Annotated in this window: 17 protein-coding genes and 1 riboswitch; of the genes, 16 read left to right on the top strand and 1 reads right to left on the bottom strand. The window is 47.1% G+C overall.

Translation table 11 applies throughout. The annotated features are described in order from the left end of the window. The first annotated feature begins 21 nt into the window (after positions 1 to 21). The 15 genes from BTW01_RS17605 to purD all read left to right on the top strand — a co-directional run bounded on the left by BTW01_RS17605 (position 22) and on the right by purD (position 14,280). Positions 22 to 189: a Fur-regulated basic protein FbpA gene (locus BTW01_RS17605; RefSeq protein ID WP_162104273.1), complete on the top strand. Its 168-nt coding sequence runs from the start codon at positions 22 to 24 to the stop codon at positions 187 to 189. 214 nt (positions 190 to 403) lie between these two features. Next, entirely contained in the window at positions 404 to 958 is a 555-nt protein-coding gene (locus tag BTW01_RS17600) for a DUF2179 domain-containing protein (protein ID WP_162104272.1), read from the top strand. Continuing rightward, positions 958 to 1,155: an NETI motif-containing protein gene (locus tag BTW01_RS17595; RefSeq protein ID WP_162104271.1), complete on the top strand. Its 198-nt coding sequence runs from the start codon at positions 958 to 960 to the stop codon at positions 1,153 to 1,155. The genes BTW01_RS17600 and BTW01_RS17595 overlap by 1 nt, the downstream gene beginning before the upstream one ends. A gap of 79 nt (positions 1,156 to 1,234) precedes the next feature. Further along, positions 1,235 to 1,336: riboswitch (purine riboswitch) on the top strand. A gap of 140 nt (positions 1,337 to 1,476) precedes the next feature. Further along, complete coding sequence (gene purE / locus BTW01_RS17590; RefSeq protein ID WP_162104270.1) at positions 1,477 to 1,965, top strand: 5-(carboxyamino)imidazole ribonucleotide mutase; 489 nt, start codon at positions 1,477 to 1,479, stop codon at positions 1,963 to 1,965. After that, the gene (gene purK, locus BTW01_RS17585; protein ID WP_162104269.1) at positions 1,958 to 3,100 is read left to right on the top strand and encodes a 5-(carboxyamino)imidazole ribonucleotide synthase; all 1,143 of its coding nucleotides are present in this window, start codon (positions 1,958 to 1,960) and stop codon (positions 3,098 to 3,100) included. Before purE ends, purK begins: the two co-directional genes overlap by 8 nt. Next, entirely contained in the window at positions 3,097 to 4,392 is a 1,296-nt protein-coding gene (gene purB, locus BTW01_RS17580) for an adenylosuccinate lyase (protein WP_162104268.1), read from the top strand. Before purK ends, purB begins: the two co-directional genes overlap by 4 nt. A 74-nt stretch (positions 4,393 to 4,466) precedes the next feature. Beyond that, positions 4,467 to 5,192, top strand: coding sequence for a phosphoribosylaminoimidazolesuccinocarboxamide synthase (gene purC / locus BTW01_RS17575; RefSeq protein WP_162104267.1), 726 nt, complete (start codon positions 4,467 to 4,469; stop codon positions 5,190 to 5,192). Then, a complete protein-coding gene (gene purS, locus BTW01_RS17570) occupies positions 5,185 to 5,439 on the top strand; it encodes a phosphoribosylformylglycinamidine synthase subunit PurS (protein WP_162104266.1) in 255 nt (84 codons plus the stop codon). The genes purC and purS overlap by 8 nt, the downstream gene beginning before the upstream one ends. Then, positions 5,436 to 6,119, top strand: coding sequence for a phosphoribosylformylglycinamidine synthase subunit PurQ (gene purQ, locus BTW01_RS17565; RefSeq protein WP_162104265.1), 684 nt, complete (start codon positions 5,436 to 5,438; stop codon positions 6,117 to 6,119). Before purS ends, purQ begins: the two co-directional genes overlap by 4 nt. After that, a complete protein-coding gene (purL, locus tag BTW01_RS17560; protein WP_162104264.1) occupies positions 6,103 to 8,331 on the top strand; it encodes a phosphoribosylformylglycinamidine synthase subunit PurL in 2,229 nt (742 codons plus the stop codon). The genes purQ and purL overlap by 17 nt, the downstream gene beginning before the upstream one ends. After that, entirely contained in the window at positions 8,307 to 9,737 is a 1,431-nt protein-coding gene (gene purF, locus BTW01_RS17555) for an amidophosphoribosyltransferase (RefSeq protein WP_162104263.1), read from the top strand. The genes purL and purF overlap by 25 nt, the downstream gene beginning before the upstream one ends. A gap of 99 nt (positions 9,738 to 9,836) precedes the next feature. Continuing rightward, positions 9,837 to 10,877: a phosphoribosylformylglycinamidine cyclo-ligase gene (gene purM / locus BTW01_RS17550; protein ID WP_162104262.1), complete on the top strand. Its 1,041-nt coding sequence runs from the start codon at positions 9,837 to 9,839 to the stop codon at positions 10,875 to 10,877. Further along, positions 10,874 to 11,479 (top strand): phosphoribosylglycinamide formyltransferase, encoded by a 606-nt coding sequence (gene purN, locus BTW01_RS17545; RefSeq protein WP_162104261.1) that lies wholly within the window; start codon positions 10,874 to 10,876, stop codon positions 11,477 to 11,479. Before purM ends, purN begins: the two co-directional genes overlap by 4 nt. Then, a complete protein-coding gene (purH, locus tag BTW01_RS17540) occupies positions 11,458 to 12,996 on the top strand; it encodes a bifunctional phosphoribosylaminoimidazolecarboxamide formyltransferase/IMP cyclohydrolase (RefSeq protein ID WP_162104260.1) in 1,539 nt (512 codons plus the stop codon). Before purN ends, purH begins: the two co-directional genes overlap by 22 nt. Before the next feature lie 15 nt (positions 12,997 to 13,011). Further along, entirely contained in the window at positions 13,012 to 14,280 is a 1,269-nt protein-coding gene (purD, locus tag BTW01_RS17535) for a phosphoribosylamine--glycine ligase (RefSeq protein ID WP_162104259.1), read from the top strand. Positions 14,281 to 14,315: 35 nt separating this feature from the next. Here the strand turns inward: purD and BTW01_RS17530 are convergent, their stop codons facing one another. Beyond that, positions 14,316 to 14,738: an Lrp/AsnC family transcriptional regulator gene (locus BTW01_RS17530; RefSeq protein WP_162104258.1), complete on the bottom strand. Its 423-nt coding sequence runs from the start codon at positions 14,736 to 14,738 to the stop codon at positions 14,316 to 14,318. A gap of 143 nt (positions 14,739 to 14,881) precedes the next feature. On the opposite strand from BTW01_RS17530, the gene BTW01_RS17525 reads away from it, so the two are divergent. Continuing rightward, on the top strand, positions 14,882 to 16,138 hold the full coding sequence (locus BTW01_RS17525) for an APC family permease (RefSeq protein ID WP_162104257.1): 1,257 nt from the start codon (positions 14,882 to 14,884) through the stop codon (positions 16,136 to 16,138). Positions 16,139 to 16,146 lie beyond the last annotated feature (8 nt).

The following is a 16,146-nucleotide window of genomic DNA, read 5'->3' as shown; positions in this document are numbered from 1 at the left end:
TTTTAAGGGAGGATGATGGACATGGCCGAGGTGCTTCGCCGAGCGATTCATCAAAAAAAACAATTTTTAAAAACCAAATTACTGCTTTCGGAATTTTATCAGGGGAGAGGGGAACAGCTTGCCGATTATACGCTGAGTGAGCTTGAGAAAGAATACAAGTCCCTTCTGAGAGTGAAAAAAGAGATTTGACAATATAGGAGAAGAGGTGAGTCTGCTGAAAAGCGGGCTTTTTTATTTTGATTTTGAAAAAGTGAGAAAGAGGGTAAACTACTACTGTTTAATCTCATGAAGCGTGTCGAAATATTTTCCTTAAGATTACGGTCTCAACTCATTGTAAATGGTCGATTTCTCTAGTAGAATATGAATGCTTTATGCAAGCTGAAGAGTAGGGAGTTGAAATAAAATGATGCAAACCGTCTTATCAAATGGAGCAGCCATGGTTCTCATCATTCTCATTATTAATATTGTTTATGTATCATTTTTCACAATAAGAATGATATTAACGCTGAAAGGCCAGCGCTACTATGCGGCCGGCATCAGTACGATTGAAATATTGGTGTATGTGATGGGGCTGAGTCTTGTACTCGATAACTTAGACCAGATTCAAAATGTGATCGCGTATGCGCTCGGTTACGGTCTTGGTGTGATTGTCGGTATGAAAATAGAAGAGAAACTGGCACTCGGCTATATTATGGTCAATGTGATTACGAAGGAGCTTGATGTTGATCTGCCGAAGCAGCTTCGGGAAAAAGGCTACGGTGTGACAAACTGGGTGGCCGGCGGGCTTGAAGGCGATCGCACAGCCCTTCAGATTTTGACACCGAGAAGATATGAACTCCAGCTGTATGATACGATTAAAACAATAGATCCAAAAGCCTTTATTATTGCGTATGAACCAAAAACAATCCATGGCGGCTTCTGGGTTAAAGCAGTGAAAAAGAGGAGAATTAAAGAATAATGGCAAAACCGAAGAAGAAAAAGTTTGAAGTAACAGAGCAGCAAACCATTGATGCGGTGCTTCAACAAATGAAAGAAGAAGGATATTTGCCTGTACGGCGAATGGAAGAACCTATTTTTATGGAAAAGAAGGAAAATGGGTCAATTCAGATTGTTCCGTGCGGAAAAAAAATCATATTCGAAGGGAAATTGATCTAAAACACGAACATTAAAAGAATGAATTTTTGTATCGTTCGATAATATCGTTGACATTATCCATGTCCGTTGTTAAGATAAACATGAAATCAAAACACGACCTCATATAATCTTGGGAATATGGCCCATAAGTTTCTACCTGGCAACCGTAAATTGCCGGACTATGCAGGAAAGTGATCGATAAAACTGACATGGATATATCGCAGAAGCGAACGACTGACGATACATGTACCATGCCCGGTTTGTATTGCTTCCTCATAAGTGCAATGCAGAGCGGGTATTTTTTATTTTCTGAAAACAAAAGCATGAGAAGGTGGGAACAGAATGCAGCCGCTAGTAGGAGTCATCATGGGAAGCACTTCCGATTGGGAGACAATGAAAAACGCATGCGACATACTCGACGAACTTAATGTTCCGTACGAAAAAAAGGTTGTTTCCGCTCACCGGACGCCTGATTTGATGTTTGAATACGCTGAAACCGCCAGAGAAAGAGGCATCAAGGTAATAATCGCCGGTGCCGGAGGAGCGGCCCATCTTCCAGGGATGACGGCGGCGAAAACAACACTGCCGGTCATCGGAGTTCCCGTTCAGTCCAAAGCGCTGAACGGGATGGATTCACTTCTTTCCATCGTTCAAATGCCTGGAGGCGTGCCTGTTGCAACAACAGCTATTGGCAAAGCGGGAGCCGTGAACGCCGGCCTGTTAGCGGCGCAAATTTTGTCAGCCTTTGTCGAAGAGCTTGCCCGTAAGCTGGATGAGAGAAGAGAACATACAAAACAGACGGTGTTAGAAAGCAGTGATCAGCTTGTCTAATCAAATCATCTATCCGGGAGCTGTAATCGGCATTATCGGCGGCGGCCAGCTTGGGAAAATGATGGCTGTATCCGCCAAACAAATGGGATATAAAGTCGCTGTCGTTGATCCGGTGAAAGATTCGCCGTGCGGGCAGGTTGCGGATGTCGAGATTACCGCACATTACAATGACCGTGAAGCGATTCGGAAATTAGCTGACATCAGCGATATCATCACGTATGAGTTTGAAAACATCGACTATGACGCGCTGCATTGGCTAAAGGATCATGCGTATCTCCCGCAAGGAAGTGAGCTGCTGCTCGTTACCCAAAACCGTGAAACAGAGAAAAAAGCAATTCAAGCCGCAGGCTGTGAAGTCGCGCCGTACAGCATTGTTCATACAAAGGATGAACTGAAACAGGCGGTACATAAGCTCGGGCTTCCCGCAGTGCTGAAAACATGCCGCGGCGGATACGACGGCAAAGGCCAATTTGTCATCAAGGAAGAGACGCAAATGGAGCAGGCTGCCGCTCTTTTAGAACACGGCACTTGCATTCTCGAAAGCTGGGTTTCTTTTAAAATGGAACTGTCGGTTATCGTCGTCAGATCGGTAAACGGCGAAATCTCAACATTTCCGACAGCTGAAAATATTCACCACAACAATATTCTCTTCCAAAGCATCGTGCCTGCGCGGGTGGAGGAAGGAATTGAGAAGAAGGCTGCTGAGCTGGCTGTTAAGCTTGCGGAGGAGCTCAATCTTGTCGGACCGCTTGCTGTTGAGTTGTTCCTGAGAGAAGATGGAGAGCTTTTAGTCAATGAACTGGCGCCAAGGCCGCACAATTCTGGGCATTATACGCTGGACCTATGCGAAACGAGCCAGTTTGAACAGCATATCAGAGCGGTATGCGGCCTTCCGCTGGGAAAAACAGATTTGCTGAAGCCAGGCATGATGGTGAATCTTCTCGGTGATGAAGTGAAGCTTGTGGAGGAAGTGCCGGAGCTTTTAAAAGAAGCAAAGCTTTATATATACGGAAAACATGATATTAAAAAAGACCGCAAAATGGGGCATATTACTTTTATGAAGCAGCCTGAAGACGACTGGATTCAGGAGATTACAAATCAATGGATGAATAGAGACGGAGGACAAGCAGAATGATCGAACGTTATTCAAGACCTGAAATGTCCGCGATTTGGACGGATGAAAATAGATTTCAAGCGTGGCTAGAGGTGGAGATTCTCGCCTGTGAAGCGTGGGCGGAGCTTGGCGTTATTCCGAAAGAAGACGTAAAGGTCATGCGCGAAAACGCGTCATTTGACATCAACCGTATTTTAGAAATCGAACAGGACACGCGCCATGACGTTGTCGCTTTTACACGCGCCGTTTCCGAATCATTGGGCGAAGAAAGAAAGTGGGTGCACTACGGCTTAACGTCAACTGACGTCGTGGACACAGCTCTTTCGTACTTATTAAAACAGGCAAACGATATTCTGCTCAAGGACCTTGAGAGATTTGTTGACATTATTAAGGAAAAAGCAAAAGAACATAAATACACAGTCATGATGGGGCGTACACACGGCGTACACGCTGAACCTACAACATTCGGCTTGAAACTTGCGCTTTGGCATGAAGAGATGAAACGTAATCTTGAGCGTTTCAAACAAGCGAAAGCAGGCATCGAGGTTGGGAAGATTTCCGGCGCTGTCGGCACATATGCGAACATTGATCCATTTGTTGAGCAATATGTATGTGAGAAGCTCGGATTGAAAGCAGCACCGATTTCAACTCAAACCTTACAGCGTGACCGCCATGCTGATTATATGTCGACGCTTGCTTTGATTGCGACAAGCATCGAGAAATTCGCAGTGGAAATTCGCGGGCTGCAAAAAAGTGAAACACGCGAAGTTGAGGAATTTTTCGCGAAAGGGCAAAAGGGTTCATCTGCAATGCCGCACAAACGCAACCCGATCGGCTCAGAAAACATGACAGGCATGGCGCGCGTCATCCGCGGCTACATGCTAACAGCTTATGAAAATGTGCCATTATGGCATGAACGCGATATTTCTCATTCTTCAGCTGAACGGATTATTCTCCCCGATGCGACAATCGCGCTCAACTACATGCTGAACCGCTTCTCAAACCTCGTGAAGAACTTAACGGTCTTCCCGGAAAACATGAAGCGCAACATGGATCGCACGCTCGGCCTGATCTACTCTCAGCGCGTGCTGCTTGCTTTGATTGACACAGGCCTTACTCGGGAAGAAGCCTATGACACAGTGCAGCCAAAAGCAATGGAGGCATGGGAAAAACAAGTGCCGTTCCGTGAGCTTGTGGAAGCGGAAGAGAAAATCACATCCCGTCTTTCTTCAGAAAAAATTGCTGACTGTTTTGATTACAACTACCATCTGAAAAATGTTGATCTGATCTTTGAACGTTTAGGTTTAGCGTAGAAGAAGCTGATAAGCGGCTTCTTCTAGGCTGCTGTCGTTTGAAAATTCCCAACATTCGGGTTAGGAGGCCTTCTGTGAATATTGTGAAGAATGAACTTTTATATGAGGGAAAAGCAAAAAGGATCTATAGAACCGATGAAGAAAACACGCTGTATGTCGTGTACAAAGACTCCGCCACTGCCTTTAACGGTGAAAAAAAAGCAGAAATCAGCGGAAAAGGGCGTTTAAATAACGAAATTTCAAGTTTCATTTTCAAGCACCTTCACGCTAAAGGCATTCACAATCACTTTATCGAGCGCATTTCAGAAACAGAACAGCTTATTAAAAAGGTAACGATTGTGCCGCTTGAAGTCGTCGTCAGAAATGTTGTGGCAGGAAGCATGTCCAAACGTCTCGGCATTCCCGAAGGCACGGAGCTCGAGCAGCCGATTATCGAATTTTATTATAAGGACGACGCGCTGGGTGATCCGCTCATCACAGAAGATCATATTTGGCTCTTGAAGGCGGCGACTCCTGAGCAGGTAGAAACAATTAAGTCCATTACAAAAACAGTAAATGAAGAGCTTCAAACGATTTTTGATGATTGTCATGTCAGATTAATAGATTTCAAGCTTGAATTCGGTTTAGATGCAGACGGGCAAGTGCTATTGGCGGATGAAATTTCTCCTGACACATGCCGCTTGTGGGATAAAGACACGAACGAAAAGCTGGACAAAGATTTATTCAGACGCAATCTTGGAAGCTTAACCGACGCGTACGAAGAGATTTTCAAAAGACTGGGAGGCATTCATCATGTATAAAGTAAAAGTATATGTCAGCTTAAAAGAAAGTGTGCTAGATCCACAAGGGAGCGCTGTCCAGCATGCCTTGCACAGTATGACGTACAGCGAGGTTCAGGATGTACGCATCGGAAAATACATGGAGCTCACCATTGAAAAATCTGACCGTGATCTTGATGTCCTCGTAAAAGAAATGTGCGAAAAACTTCTTGCGAACACAGTGATTGAAGATTACAGATACGAGGTTGAGGAGGTAGTCGCACAGTGAAATTTGCGGTGATTGTGTTACCCGGCTCCAACTGTGATATCGATATGTATCATGCTGTAAAGGATGAGCTAGGCCATGAAGCGGAATATGTCTGGCATGAGGAAACAAATCTTGACGGCTTTGACGGGGTATTAATTCCGGGAGGATTTTCTTACGGCGATTACTTGAGATGCGGTGCTATCGCCAGATTTGCGAATATTATGCCAGCTGTCAAACAGGCGGCCGCTGAAGGAAAACCTGTTCTTGGCGTCTGCAACGGATTCCAGATTTTACAGGAGCTTGGCCTTCTGCCAGGGGCAATGAGACGCAATAAAGATTTGAAGTTCATTTGCCGTCCGGCTGAATTAATTGTGCAAAACGACAAAACATTATTCACAGCTTCTTATGAAAAGGGCCAATCAATTACAATCCCGGTTGCCCATGGTGAAGGAAATTTCTACTGTGATGACGAGACGCTTGCTTCATTGAAAGAAAATAACCAAATCGCTTTCACATACGGCTCCAATATGAACGGGAGTGTCAGCGACATTGCCGGTGTCGTGAATGAGAAAGGCAACGTATTAGGCATGATGCCTCACCCTGAGCGCGCGGTTGATGAACTGCTTGGAAGCGCCGACGGTCTTGCTTTGTTTCAGTCTATCGTGAAAAATTGGAGGGAAACTCATGTCACTACTGCTTGAACCAAGTAAAGAACAAATAAAAGAAGAGAAAATGTATCAGCAAATGGGTGTCAGTGATGATGAGTTTGCACTGATTGAATCCATTCTTGGCAGATTGCCGAATTACACTGAAATCGGAATTTTTTCTGTTATGTGGTCAGAGCATTGCAGCTACAAAAATTCAAAACCCATTCTGCGTAAATTTCCGACAAGCGGCGAGCGTGTGCTGCAGGGGCCGGGAGAAGGCGCCGGGATTGTTGATATCGGTGATAACCAAGCGGTTGTGTTCAAAATTGAATCACATAACCACCCATCTGCTCTTGAACCTTATCAAGGCGCTGCGACTGGTGTAGGCGGCATTATCCGTGATGTATTCTCAATGGGTGCCCGTCCAATCGCTGTATTGAATTCTCTTCGATTTGGTGAATTGACTTCACCGCGCGTGAAGTACTTGTTTGAAGAAGTAGTAGCGGGTATCGCCGGTTACGGCAACTGCATCGGTATTCCGACAGTCGGCGGAGAAGTGCAGTTTGACAGCAGCTATGAAGGGAATCCGCTTGTCAACGCCATGTGTGTCGGTTTAATCAACCATGAAGACATCAAAAAAGGCCAGGCGAAGGGTGTCGGCAACACAGTCATGTACGTAGGAGCGAAAACAGGACGTGACGGAATCCACGGTGCTACGTTTGCTTCTGAGGAAATGTCTGATTCGTCTGAAGAAAAGCGCTCTGCTGTTCAAGTCGGCGATCCGTTTATGGAGAAGCTTTTGCTTGAAGCATGTTTGGAAGTCATCCAATGTGATGCGTTAGTCGGCATTCAGGATATGGGAGCTGCCGGTTTAACGAGCTCAAGCGCGGAAATGGCAAGTAAAGCCGGCTCTGGTATTGAAATGAACCTTGATCTGATTCCTCAGCGTGAAACAGGTATGACTGCATATGAAATGATGCTTTCTGAATCACAGGAGCGGATGCTTTTGGTCATTGAGCGCGGACGTGAGCAGGAAATCATCGATATTTTTGACAAGTACGATCTTGAAGCGGTTTCTGTCGGACGTGTCACAGATGATAAAACGCTTCGCCTGACACACAAAGGAGAGGTAGTATGCGAGCTGCCTGTTGATGCCTTGGCAGAAGAAGCGCCGGTGTATCATAAGCCATCTCAAGAGCCTGCCTACTACCGCGAGTTTTTAGCAACGGATGTTCCGGCTCCTCGAATTGATGATGCGAACGAAACACTGAAGGCTCTTCTCCAGCAGCCGACGATCGCAAGCAAAGAGTGGGTTTACGATCAGTATGACTACATGGTGCGCACGAATACAGTTGTCGCTCCTGGGTCTGATGCAGGTGTTCTCAGAATCCGCGGAACGAAAAAGGCGCTGGCGATGACGACAGACTGTAACGCCCGTTACCTCTATCTTGATCCTGAAGCCGGCGGAAAAATTGCTGTCGCTGAAGCGGCACGCAACATCATTTGCTCAGGGGCAGAACCGCTTGCAGTGACAGATAACCTTAACTTCGGAAATCCAGAGAAACCGGATATCTTCTGGCAGATCGAAAAAGCGGCTGACGGCATCAGTGAGGCGTGCAATGTTCTCAGCACACCTGTTATCGGCGGAAACGTTTCGCTTTATAACGAATCAAACGGAACGGCGATTTACCCGACACCTGTAATTGGCATGGTCGGTTTAATTGAAGATACAGCACATATTACAACACAGCATTTCAAAGAAGCAGGAGATCTCATATACGTGATCGGCGAAACAAAACCTGAGTTTGCCGGAAGCGAGCTGCAGAAAATGACAGAAGGCCGCATTTACGGAAAAGCGCCGCAAATCGATCTTGATGTAGAGCTGGCTCGCCAAAAAGCATTGCTTGCCGCGATTAAAAAAGGCTTCGTTCAATCTGCGCATGATGTGTCTGAAGGCGGCTTAGGCGTAGCGATTGCAGAAAGTGTCATGACGGGGGAAAACCTTGGTGCGAACGTAGCTATAGAAGGGGAAGCAGCCTTATTATTCTCTGAATCTCAATCCCGCTTTGTCGTTTCTGTGAAGAAAGAACACCAAGCCGCGTTTGAAGCAGCTGTGGAAGATACGGTTCATGTCGGTGAGGTTACAGCTGACGGAATTTTAACGATTCAAAATCAAGACGGACAACAATTGATTCATGCGCAAACGAAAGAGCTTGAGCGCGCGTGGAAAGGAGCTATCCCATGCTTGCTGAAATCAAAGGCTTAAATGAAGAATGCGGCGTTTTTGGGATTTGGGGACATGAAGAAGCTCCGCAAATCACGTATTACGGTCTCCACAGCCTCCAGCACAGAGGACAGGAGGGCGCGGGAATTGTCGCAACTGACGGTGAAAAAATAACAGCGCACAAAGGCCAAGGGCTGATTACGGAAGTCTTTCAAAATGGCGAGCTCAGTAAAGTGAAGGGAAAAGGAGCTATCGGGCACGTTCGGTACGCGACGGCTGGAGGCGGCGGATACGAAAATGTTCAGCCGCTCCTCTTCCATTCCCAAAACAACGGAAGTCTGGCGCTTGCTCATAACGGAAATCTTGTCAATGCCACTCAGCTGAAGCAGCAGCTTGAAAATCAAGGGAGCATTTTTCAAACCTCCTCAGACACTGAGGTTTTGGCTCACCTGATCAAAAGAAGCGGCCACTTCACCCTGAAGGAGCAAATGAAAAACGCGCTTTCCATGCTGAAAGGCGCCTACGCATTTCTGATTATGACCGAGACAGAAATGATTGTTGCCCTTGATCCAAACGGGCTTAGACCGCTGTCAATCGGCATGATGGGCGGCGCTTATGTGGTCGCCTCAGAAACGTGCGCATTCGATGTCGTCGGTGCGACATATCTTCGTGAGGTAGAACCGGGCGAAATGCTGATCATCAATGATGAAGGCATGAAATCAGAGCGTTTTTCCATGAATATCAATCGTTCCATTTGTAGCATGGAGTACATTTATTTCTCAAGACCGGACAGCAACATTGACGGCATTAACGTGCACAGTGCCCGTAAAAACCTTGGGAAAATGCTGGCTCAGGAATCCGCAGTTGAAGCTGACGTCGTGACAGGGGTCCCGGATTCCAGTATTTCTGCGGCGATCGGCTATGCAGAAGCAACAGGCATTCCGTATGAGCTCGGCTTAATCAAAAACCGCTATGTCGGCAGAACGTTTATTCAGCCATCCCAGGCTCTTCGAGAGCAAGGTGTGAGAATGAAGCTGTCGGCGGTGCGCGGGGTTGTGGAAGGCAAACGCGTCGTCATGGTAGACGACTCTATCGTGCGCGGAACAACAAGCCGCCGGATTGTCACGATGCTCAGAGAAGCGGGTGCGACAGAGGTGCATGTCAAAATCAGTTCACCGCCGATCGCTCATCCGTGTTTTTACGGCATTGATACATCCACACATGAAGAATTAATTGCGTCATCGCATTCAGTTGAAGAAATTCGTCAGGAAATCGGGGCTGACACCCTCTCATTTTTGAGTGTGGAAGGACTCTTGAAAGGCATTGACAGACCATATGAGGATGCTAATTGCGGACAGTGTCTTGCCTGCTTTACAGGAAAATATCCGACTGAAATTTTCCAGGATACAGTGCTTCCTCATGTAAAAGAAGCCGTATTAACCAAATAAAACTTGAAAATGACATAAGGCAGCGCAATTCGGCTGCCTTTCTCTTTCTGCCCTCGTACAGGGAGATATTTTGAAAAGCGCCTTAAAGGAGTGAATAGGATGTCTGAAGCATATAAAAACGCAGGAGTTGACATCGAAGCCGGATATGAAGCTGTAAAACGAATGAAAAAACATGTGGAGCGCACAAAACGACTTGGCGTGATGGGCAGCCTCGGCGGTTTTGGCGGCATGTTTGACCTGTCTGAGCTTTCTTATCAAAAGCCCGTTTTAATCTCGGGAACGGACGGTGTCGGTACAAAATTAAAGCTCGCTTTTTCAATGGATAAGCATGACACGATCGGTGTGGACGCTGTTGCGATGTGTGTCAATGACGTACTGGCACAAGGTGCAGAGCCGCTGTTTTTCCTCGATTATTTAGCGGTCGGAAAAGCGGATCCTGTGAAAATTGAGCAGATCGTACAAGGTGTGGCAGACGGATGTGAGCAGTCAGGTTCAGCTTTAGTCGGCGGCGAAACGGCTGAAATGCCGGGACTATATACAGCTGATGAATACGATATTGCCGGTTTCTCAGTCGGAGTGGCGGAAAAGGACGAAATCGTGACTGGCGGCAATATCAAAGCAGGTCATCTTTTGATCGGCCTCAGCTCCAGCGGCCTTCACAGCAACGGATTTTCTCTGGTGAGAAAAGTGCTTTTGGATGATGCTGAGCTGGATCTTGATACAGCATACGAACCATTTGGGCGCCCGCTTGGCGAGGAACTGCTTGAGCCGACAAGAATTTATGTCAAGCCTGTTCTTGCCGCAGTGAAAAGCGGGAAAATCGACGGCATGGCGCACGTAACAGGCGGAGGATTCATCGAAAATATCCCGCGCATGCTACCAGACGGCTTAAGTGCGGAAATCGATCACGGCTCATGGCCGATCCCGCCTATTTTCTCTTTCCTGCAAAAGTACGGCAAGCTGAAGGAAGAAGACATGTTCAACGTTTTTAATATGGGAATTGGCTTTATTTTGGCAGTCAAAGAAGAGGATCTGACAGATGTGATCGAAACGCTTGAAAGCCATGGCGAAAAAGCCTATTTGATCGGGCGTGTAAAACAAGGCGAAGGCGTCACATTCGGCGGTGCGGCACTTTCATGAAAAAGTTCGCTGTATTTGCATCCGGGAACGGTTCAAACTTCGAAGCCATCGTCACGCGGATGAAAGAGGAGAACTGGGATGCGTCCGTATCGCTTCTCGTTTGCGACAAACCGCAGGCGAAAGTCATCGAACGGGCGGAAACGCACCAAATTCCATCCTTTGCATTTGAGCCGAAGTCTTACGAAAACAAGGCTGCATTTGAGCGGGCGATTATTGAACAGCTTCACCTTCATGATGTTGAAATGATTATTCTTGCCGGCTACATGAGGCTGATCGGCGATACGCTGCTTCAGGCATACGGAGGGAAAATCATTAATATTCACCCATCGCTTCTGCCTGCGTTTCCGGGGATCGACGCAGTCGGACAGGCGTACCGGGCGGGTGTGAAGGTGGCCGGAATCACTGTACATTACGTCGATAAAGGAATGGATACGGGGCCCATCATTGCTCAGAAGGCAATCGAAATAGACGAAAGCGATACATTGGAAACGATCGAACAGCAAATTCAGAAGCTTGAGCATAAATGGTATCCGAGTGTGATTAAACAGCTATTAGGATTAAATAACAGAGGTGAAAAGGCATGGCCATTAAACGTGCATTAATCAGTGTTTCAGATAAAACAAATCTTGTTCCTTTCGTAAAAGAATTAACAGAGCTTGGCGTTGAAGTCATCTCAACAGGCGGAACGAAAAAGCTTCTTCAAGAGAACGATGTGAATGTCATCGGAATTTCTGAAGTGACAGGCTTTCCTGAAATTATGGACGGGCGGCTGAAAACACTTCATCCGAATATTCATGGCGGCCTTCTCGCAGTTCGCGGCAATGAAGAGCATATGGCGCAGATCAATGAACACGGAATTCAGCCGATTGATCTCGTAGTCGTCAACCTTTATCCATTTAAAGAAACGATTTCTAAAGAAGATGTCACATATGAAGAAGCGATCGAAAACATCGATATCGGCGGACCGGGCATGCTGCGCGCGGCTTCAAAAAACCATCAGGATGTGACGGTTATCGTCGATCCGGCGGACTACAGCCCAGTGCTGAATCAAATCAAAGAAGAAGGCGGCGTATCACTTCAGAAAAAACGCGAGTTGGCGGCAAAAGTATTCCGTCATACTGCGGCGTATGATGCGCTGATCGCTGACTATTTGACAGATGCTGTCGGTGAAAAAGAACCTGAGCAATTCACAGTGACCTTTGAGAAAAAACAATCGCTTCGCTACGGAGAAAACCCGCATCAGGAAGCGACATTCTATCAAACAGCACTTCCAGTCAAAGGCTCTATTGCGCAGGCGGAACAGCTCCACGGCAAAGAGCTTTCTTACAACAACATTAAAGACGCGGACGCGGCAGTTCAAATCGTACGTGAATTCACTGAGCCGGCTGCGGTGGCTGTGAAGCATATGAATCCGTGCGGCGTAGGAACAGGGAAAACGATCGCAGAAGCATTTGACAGAGCGTTTGAAGCAGATAAAACATCGATCTTCGGCGGCATTATCGCGCTGAACCGTGAAGTGGACAAGGCAACTGCGGAGGTGCTTCACAGCATTTTCTTAGAAATCATCATTGCCCCTTCTTTCAGCCAAGATGCGCTTGACATCCTGACTGCGAAGAAAAATCTTCGTCTGCTGACGCTTGATGTGACTGCTGCCGTTCAAAAAGAAAAACAGCTGACTTCCGTTCAAGGCGGGCTGCTCATTCAAGACTTAGATATGCACGGCTTCGATGATGCGGAGATTAGCATCCCGACAAAAAGAGAGCCGAACGAGCAAGAGTGGGAAGACTTGAAGCTTGCTTGGAAAGTCGTCAAGCATGTGAAATCAAATGCGATTGTTCTCGCGAAGGACAACATGACAATCGGCGTGGGGGCAGGGCAAATGAACCGCGTCGGATCAGCGAAGATCGCCATCGAGCAAGCAGGAGAAAAAGCGAAGGGCGGCGCACTCGGATCTGATGCATTTTTCCCGATGCCGGATACTGTTGAAGAAGCGGCAAAAGCGGGCGTTACGGCTATTATTCAGCCAGGGGGATCTGTGCGTGACGAGGATTCTATCAAAAAAGCGGATGAATACGGCATTGCCATGGTGTTCACCGGGATTAGACACTTCAAACATTAAGGAGATGAAAACGACGTGAATGTATTCATTATCGGTAAAGGCGGAAGAGAACATACGCTGGCATGGAAGGCAGCGCAAAGCAGCCTCGTCGAGAATGTATTTGCCGCTCCTGGAAATGACGGCATGACAGCCTCCGCACAGCTTATAAATATTGAAGAAAGCGATCACGCCGGGCTTGTCTCGTTTGCAAAGGAAAATCAAGTCGACCTGACTATTGTCGGGCCTGAAGTTCCTTTAATTGAAGGTCTGGTCGATGAGTTTGAAAAAGCCGGTTTGCGCGTGTTCGGTCCATCAAAAGCCGCTGCGATCATTGAAGGCAGTAAACAGTTCGCTAAGGATTTAATGAAGAAATACGACATTCCGACCGCAGAATACGACACGTTTACCTCTTTTGAAGAGGCGAGGGCATACGTGCAGGAAAAAGGCGCTCCGATTGTCATCAAAGCAGATGGACTTGCCGCTGGAAAAGGGGTAACGGTTGCTATGACGGAGGAAGAAGCGATTGCATGCCTGCATGATTTTCTTGAGGATGAAAAGTTCGGTGATGCAAGCGCGTCTGTTGTCATTGAAGAATTTTTGTCCGGTGAAGAGTTTTCTCTGATGGCATTTGTCAAAGGGGAAAAAGTGTATCCAATGGTCATTGCTCAGGATCACAAGCGGGCGTTTGACGGAGATAAAGGCCCGAATACAGGCGGCATGGGCGCTTACTCTCCAGTTCCGCAAATTTCGGAAGAAACGGTTCGCCATGCTGTAGAAACGATCGTTAAGCCGGCCGCAAAAGCAATGGTACAAGAAGGCCGTTCCTTCACTGGCGTTTTGTACGCTGGATTGATGCTTACTGAAAACGGCTCGAAGGTCATTGAATTTAATGCCCGTTTCGGCGATCCGGAAACACAGGTCGTGCTTCCGCGCATGGAATCTGATATGGTACAGGTGCTTCTTGATCTTTTAGAGGATAAGGAAGTTGACTTAAGATGGAAGGATACCGCTGCTGTAAGTGTTGTGCTTGCTTCAGAAGGGTACCCGGAAAGCTATGCAAAAGGCACGCCGATCGGCAGCCTTGCAGCGGAAACAGAACAGGTTGTGGTCTTTCATGCAGGAACGAAAGCAAAAGGCGGAGAGTTTGTCACAAACGGCGGCCGCGTCGCCAATGTGACGGCTTTTGATGAAACGTTTGAAGCGGCGAGAGACCGAGTGTACAAAGCCGTTGATGAGATGATTAAGCCGGGGCTCTTTTTCAGAAAAGACATTGGCGCACGCGCTTTGAAGGCTGCCCAAAAATAAGTGCAAAACCCGCAGATTGAGCTGCGGGTTTTTTGTTATGCAAAAGCGGGGTGCTGAGCGGAGGAAGAAAGCACAACAAGTGTGGTCGGTTTGCCATGGGCCATCGAGGCGTCAATAAAATCCTCAAGCGTATGTACCGATTCTGTCACCACTTTTGTCACATAGCTGTACATCCCTGTAATGCGGTGATTTTCAGCCACATCTGGGTGCGCTGTGGCAAAGGCTGCGTAGTGTTTGCAGCTTTTCGGCTCCATCAGGATGAAAGCGGTGACATGCTTGTTTAGTTTTTCGTAACAGATATTCGCGCTGTACCCGGTAATCACTCCTTTGTCTTCCAGTTTCCTGACACGTTCCGCCGCGCTTGGCGAGCTGAGTCCGACAAGCTTTCCCAGCTCAACCATTGTTAATCTGCCATTTCGCTGCAAATGCGAGAGAATCTGAAGGTCTGTATCGTCCATTTGTCTGGCTCCTTTACATATTTAGGCGAATGAATGAAAATTCCTTTAATCATAAGGTGATACTGTTGATTTAACTTCATTGTAGCATATGGATGCCGTCTTATTTTTCCTATAATAAAGCCATCAATGGGAGAGGGGGTAGCATGTTGCCAAAGTTACAGCGTTCTATTACTTGGATACAAGGGACGGCGTTAACGATTGGGGCCGTTTTAGGCTGCGGAATATTGATTCTGCCGTCTGTCACAGCTGACGCAGCCGGTCCCGCTTCTTTATTTGTTTGGGTGTTTATGTCTTTCTTATCTTTTCTTCTTGTCGGCACGCTGGCCCGGCTTGTGAAAATAGCGCCCAGTGCGGGAGGAATTACGGCTTATGTGCAGCTGGCTTTTCAGAAAAAAGCCGGCACGGTTTTGGGCTGGATCATATTAGGGTCCGTTCCGATCGGTGTTCCCATCATCGCTTTGACTGGCGCGCATTACATCAGTTACATCATAAAGGCTTCCGATTGGCAGATTACTTTGATTGCGGGATGCATGCTGATTGTCTCAATTTTGCTTCATATGAGAGGTATTCAACTATCCGCGAATATCAGTACACTCGTCATGTGTGTCATCGTATTTCTTCTTGTCGCTTCGGTTGCCGTGTCATTGCCTCATGTCGAAGCAGCAGAATTTCAGCCGTTTCTTCCGCATGGCTGGCCTGCCGCGGGATCTGTTTCTGTGATGATTTTTTTCTCATTTGTAGGCTGGGAAATGATTACTCCATTGGCTGAGGAATTTCATCGCCCTGAAAAAGATGTCCCAATCAGCTTGTTTTTGGGAGCGGCTTGTGTGGCAGGGCTGTACATCCTGCTGTCATTTGTGACGATAGGGACTCATTCGTATGGAGAAAATGGAGAAATCGCATCGCTTGCCATGCTCATATCAAAAGGAGCTGGGGAAAGCGGCGTATTTGTAACAGTATGTTTAGCGCTGTTTATCACATTTACCACCATTCACGCCAATATTGCGGGTTTTTCCCGAATGGTGTACGCATTGGCGAGAGAAGGGCACATTCCCATCTATTTCGGAAAACTCGGCAAGACAAATCATACGCCTATCCGTGTATTGATAGCGCTGGCCGCAGTGTTTGGCTTAGTGCTGATATCGCATTGCCTGTTTCAAATCGATTTGACGACTCTGTTAAAAGGACCGAGTGCGGCTTTTATCGCATCTTACATATGTACAATGGCTGCAGCGCTGAAGCTGCTGAGCTGGAGAGATTCAGGCTGGTGGATGGCGCTCGGGGCGTTTGCGGCGTGCGCAGTGATTTACTCATTCAGCGGCTGGGCACTCCTTTATCCGACAGTGCTGGCAGCCGCAGGGTATCTCTATATAAAGAAAAAGCTTGCTCAAGAATCGTGAGCAAGCTT

The sequence above is a fragment of the Bacillus sp. SKDU12 genome, from assembly GCF_010093085.1.
Taxonomy (GTDB): Bacteria; Bacillota; Bacilli; order Bacillales; family Bacillaceae; genus Bacillus; species Bacillus mexicanus.
The sequence above is the reverse complement of the archived record's forward strand: the minus strand, read 5'-3'. Positions and strand labels throughout refer to the sequence as shown.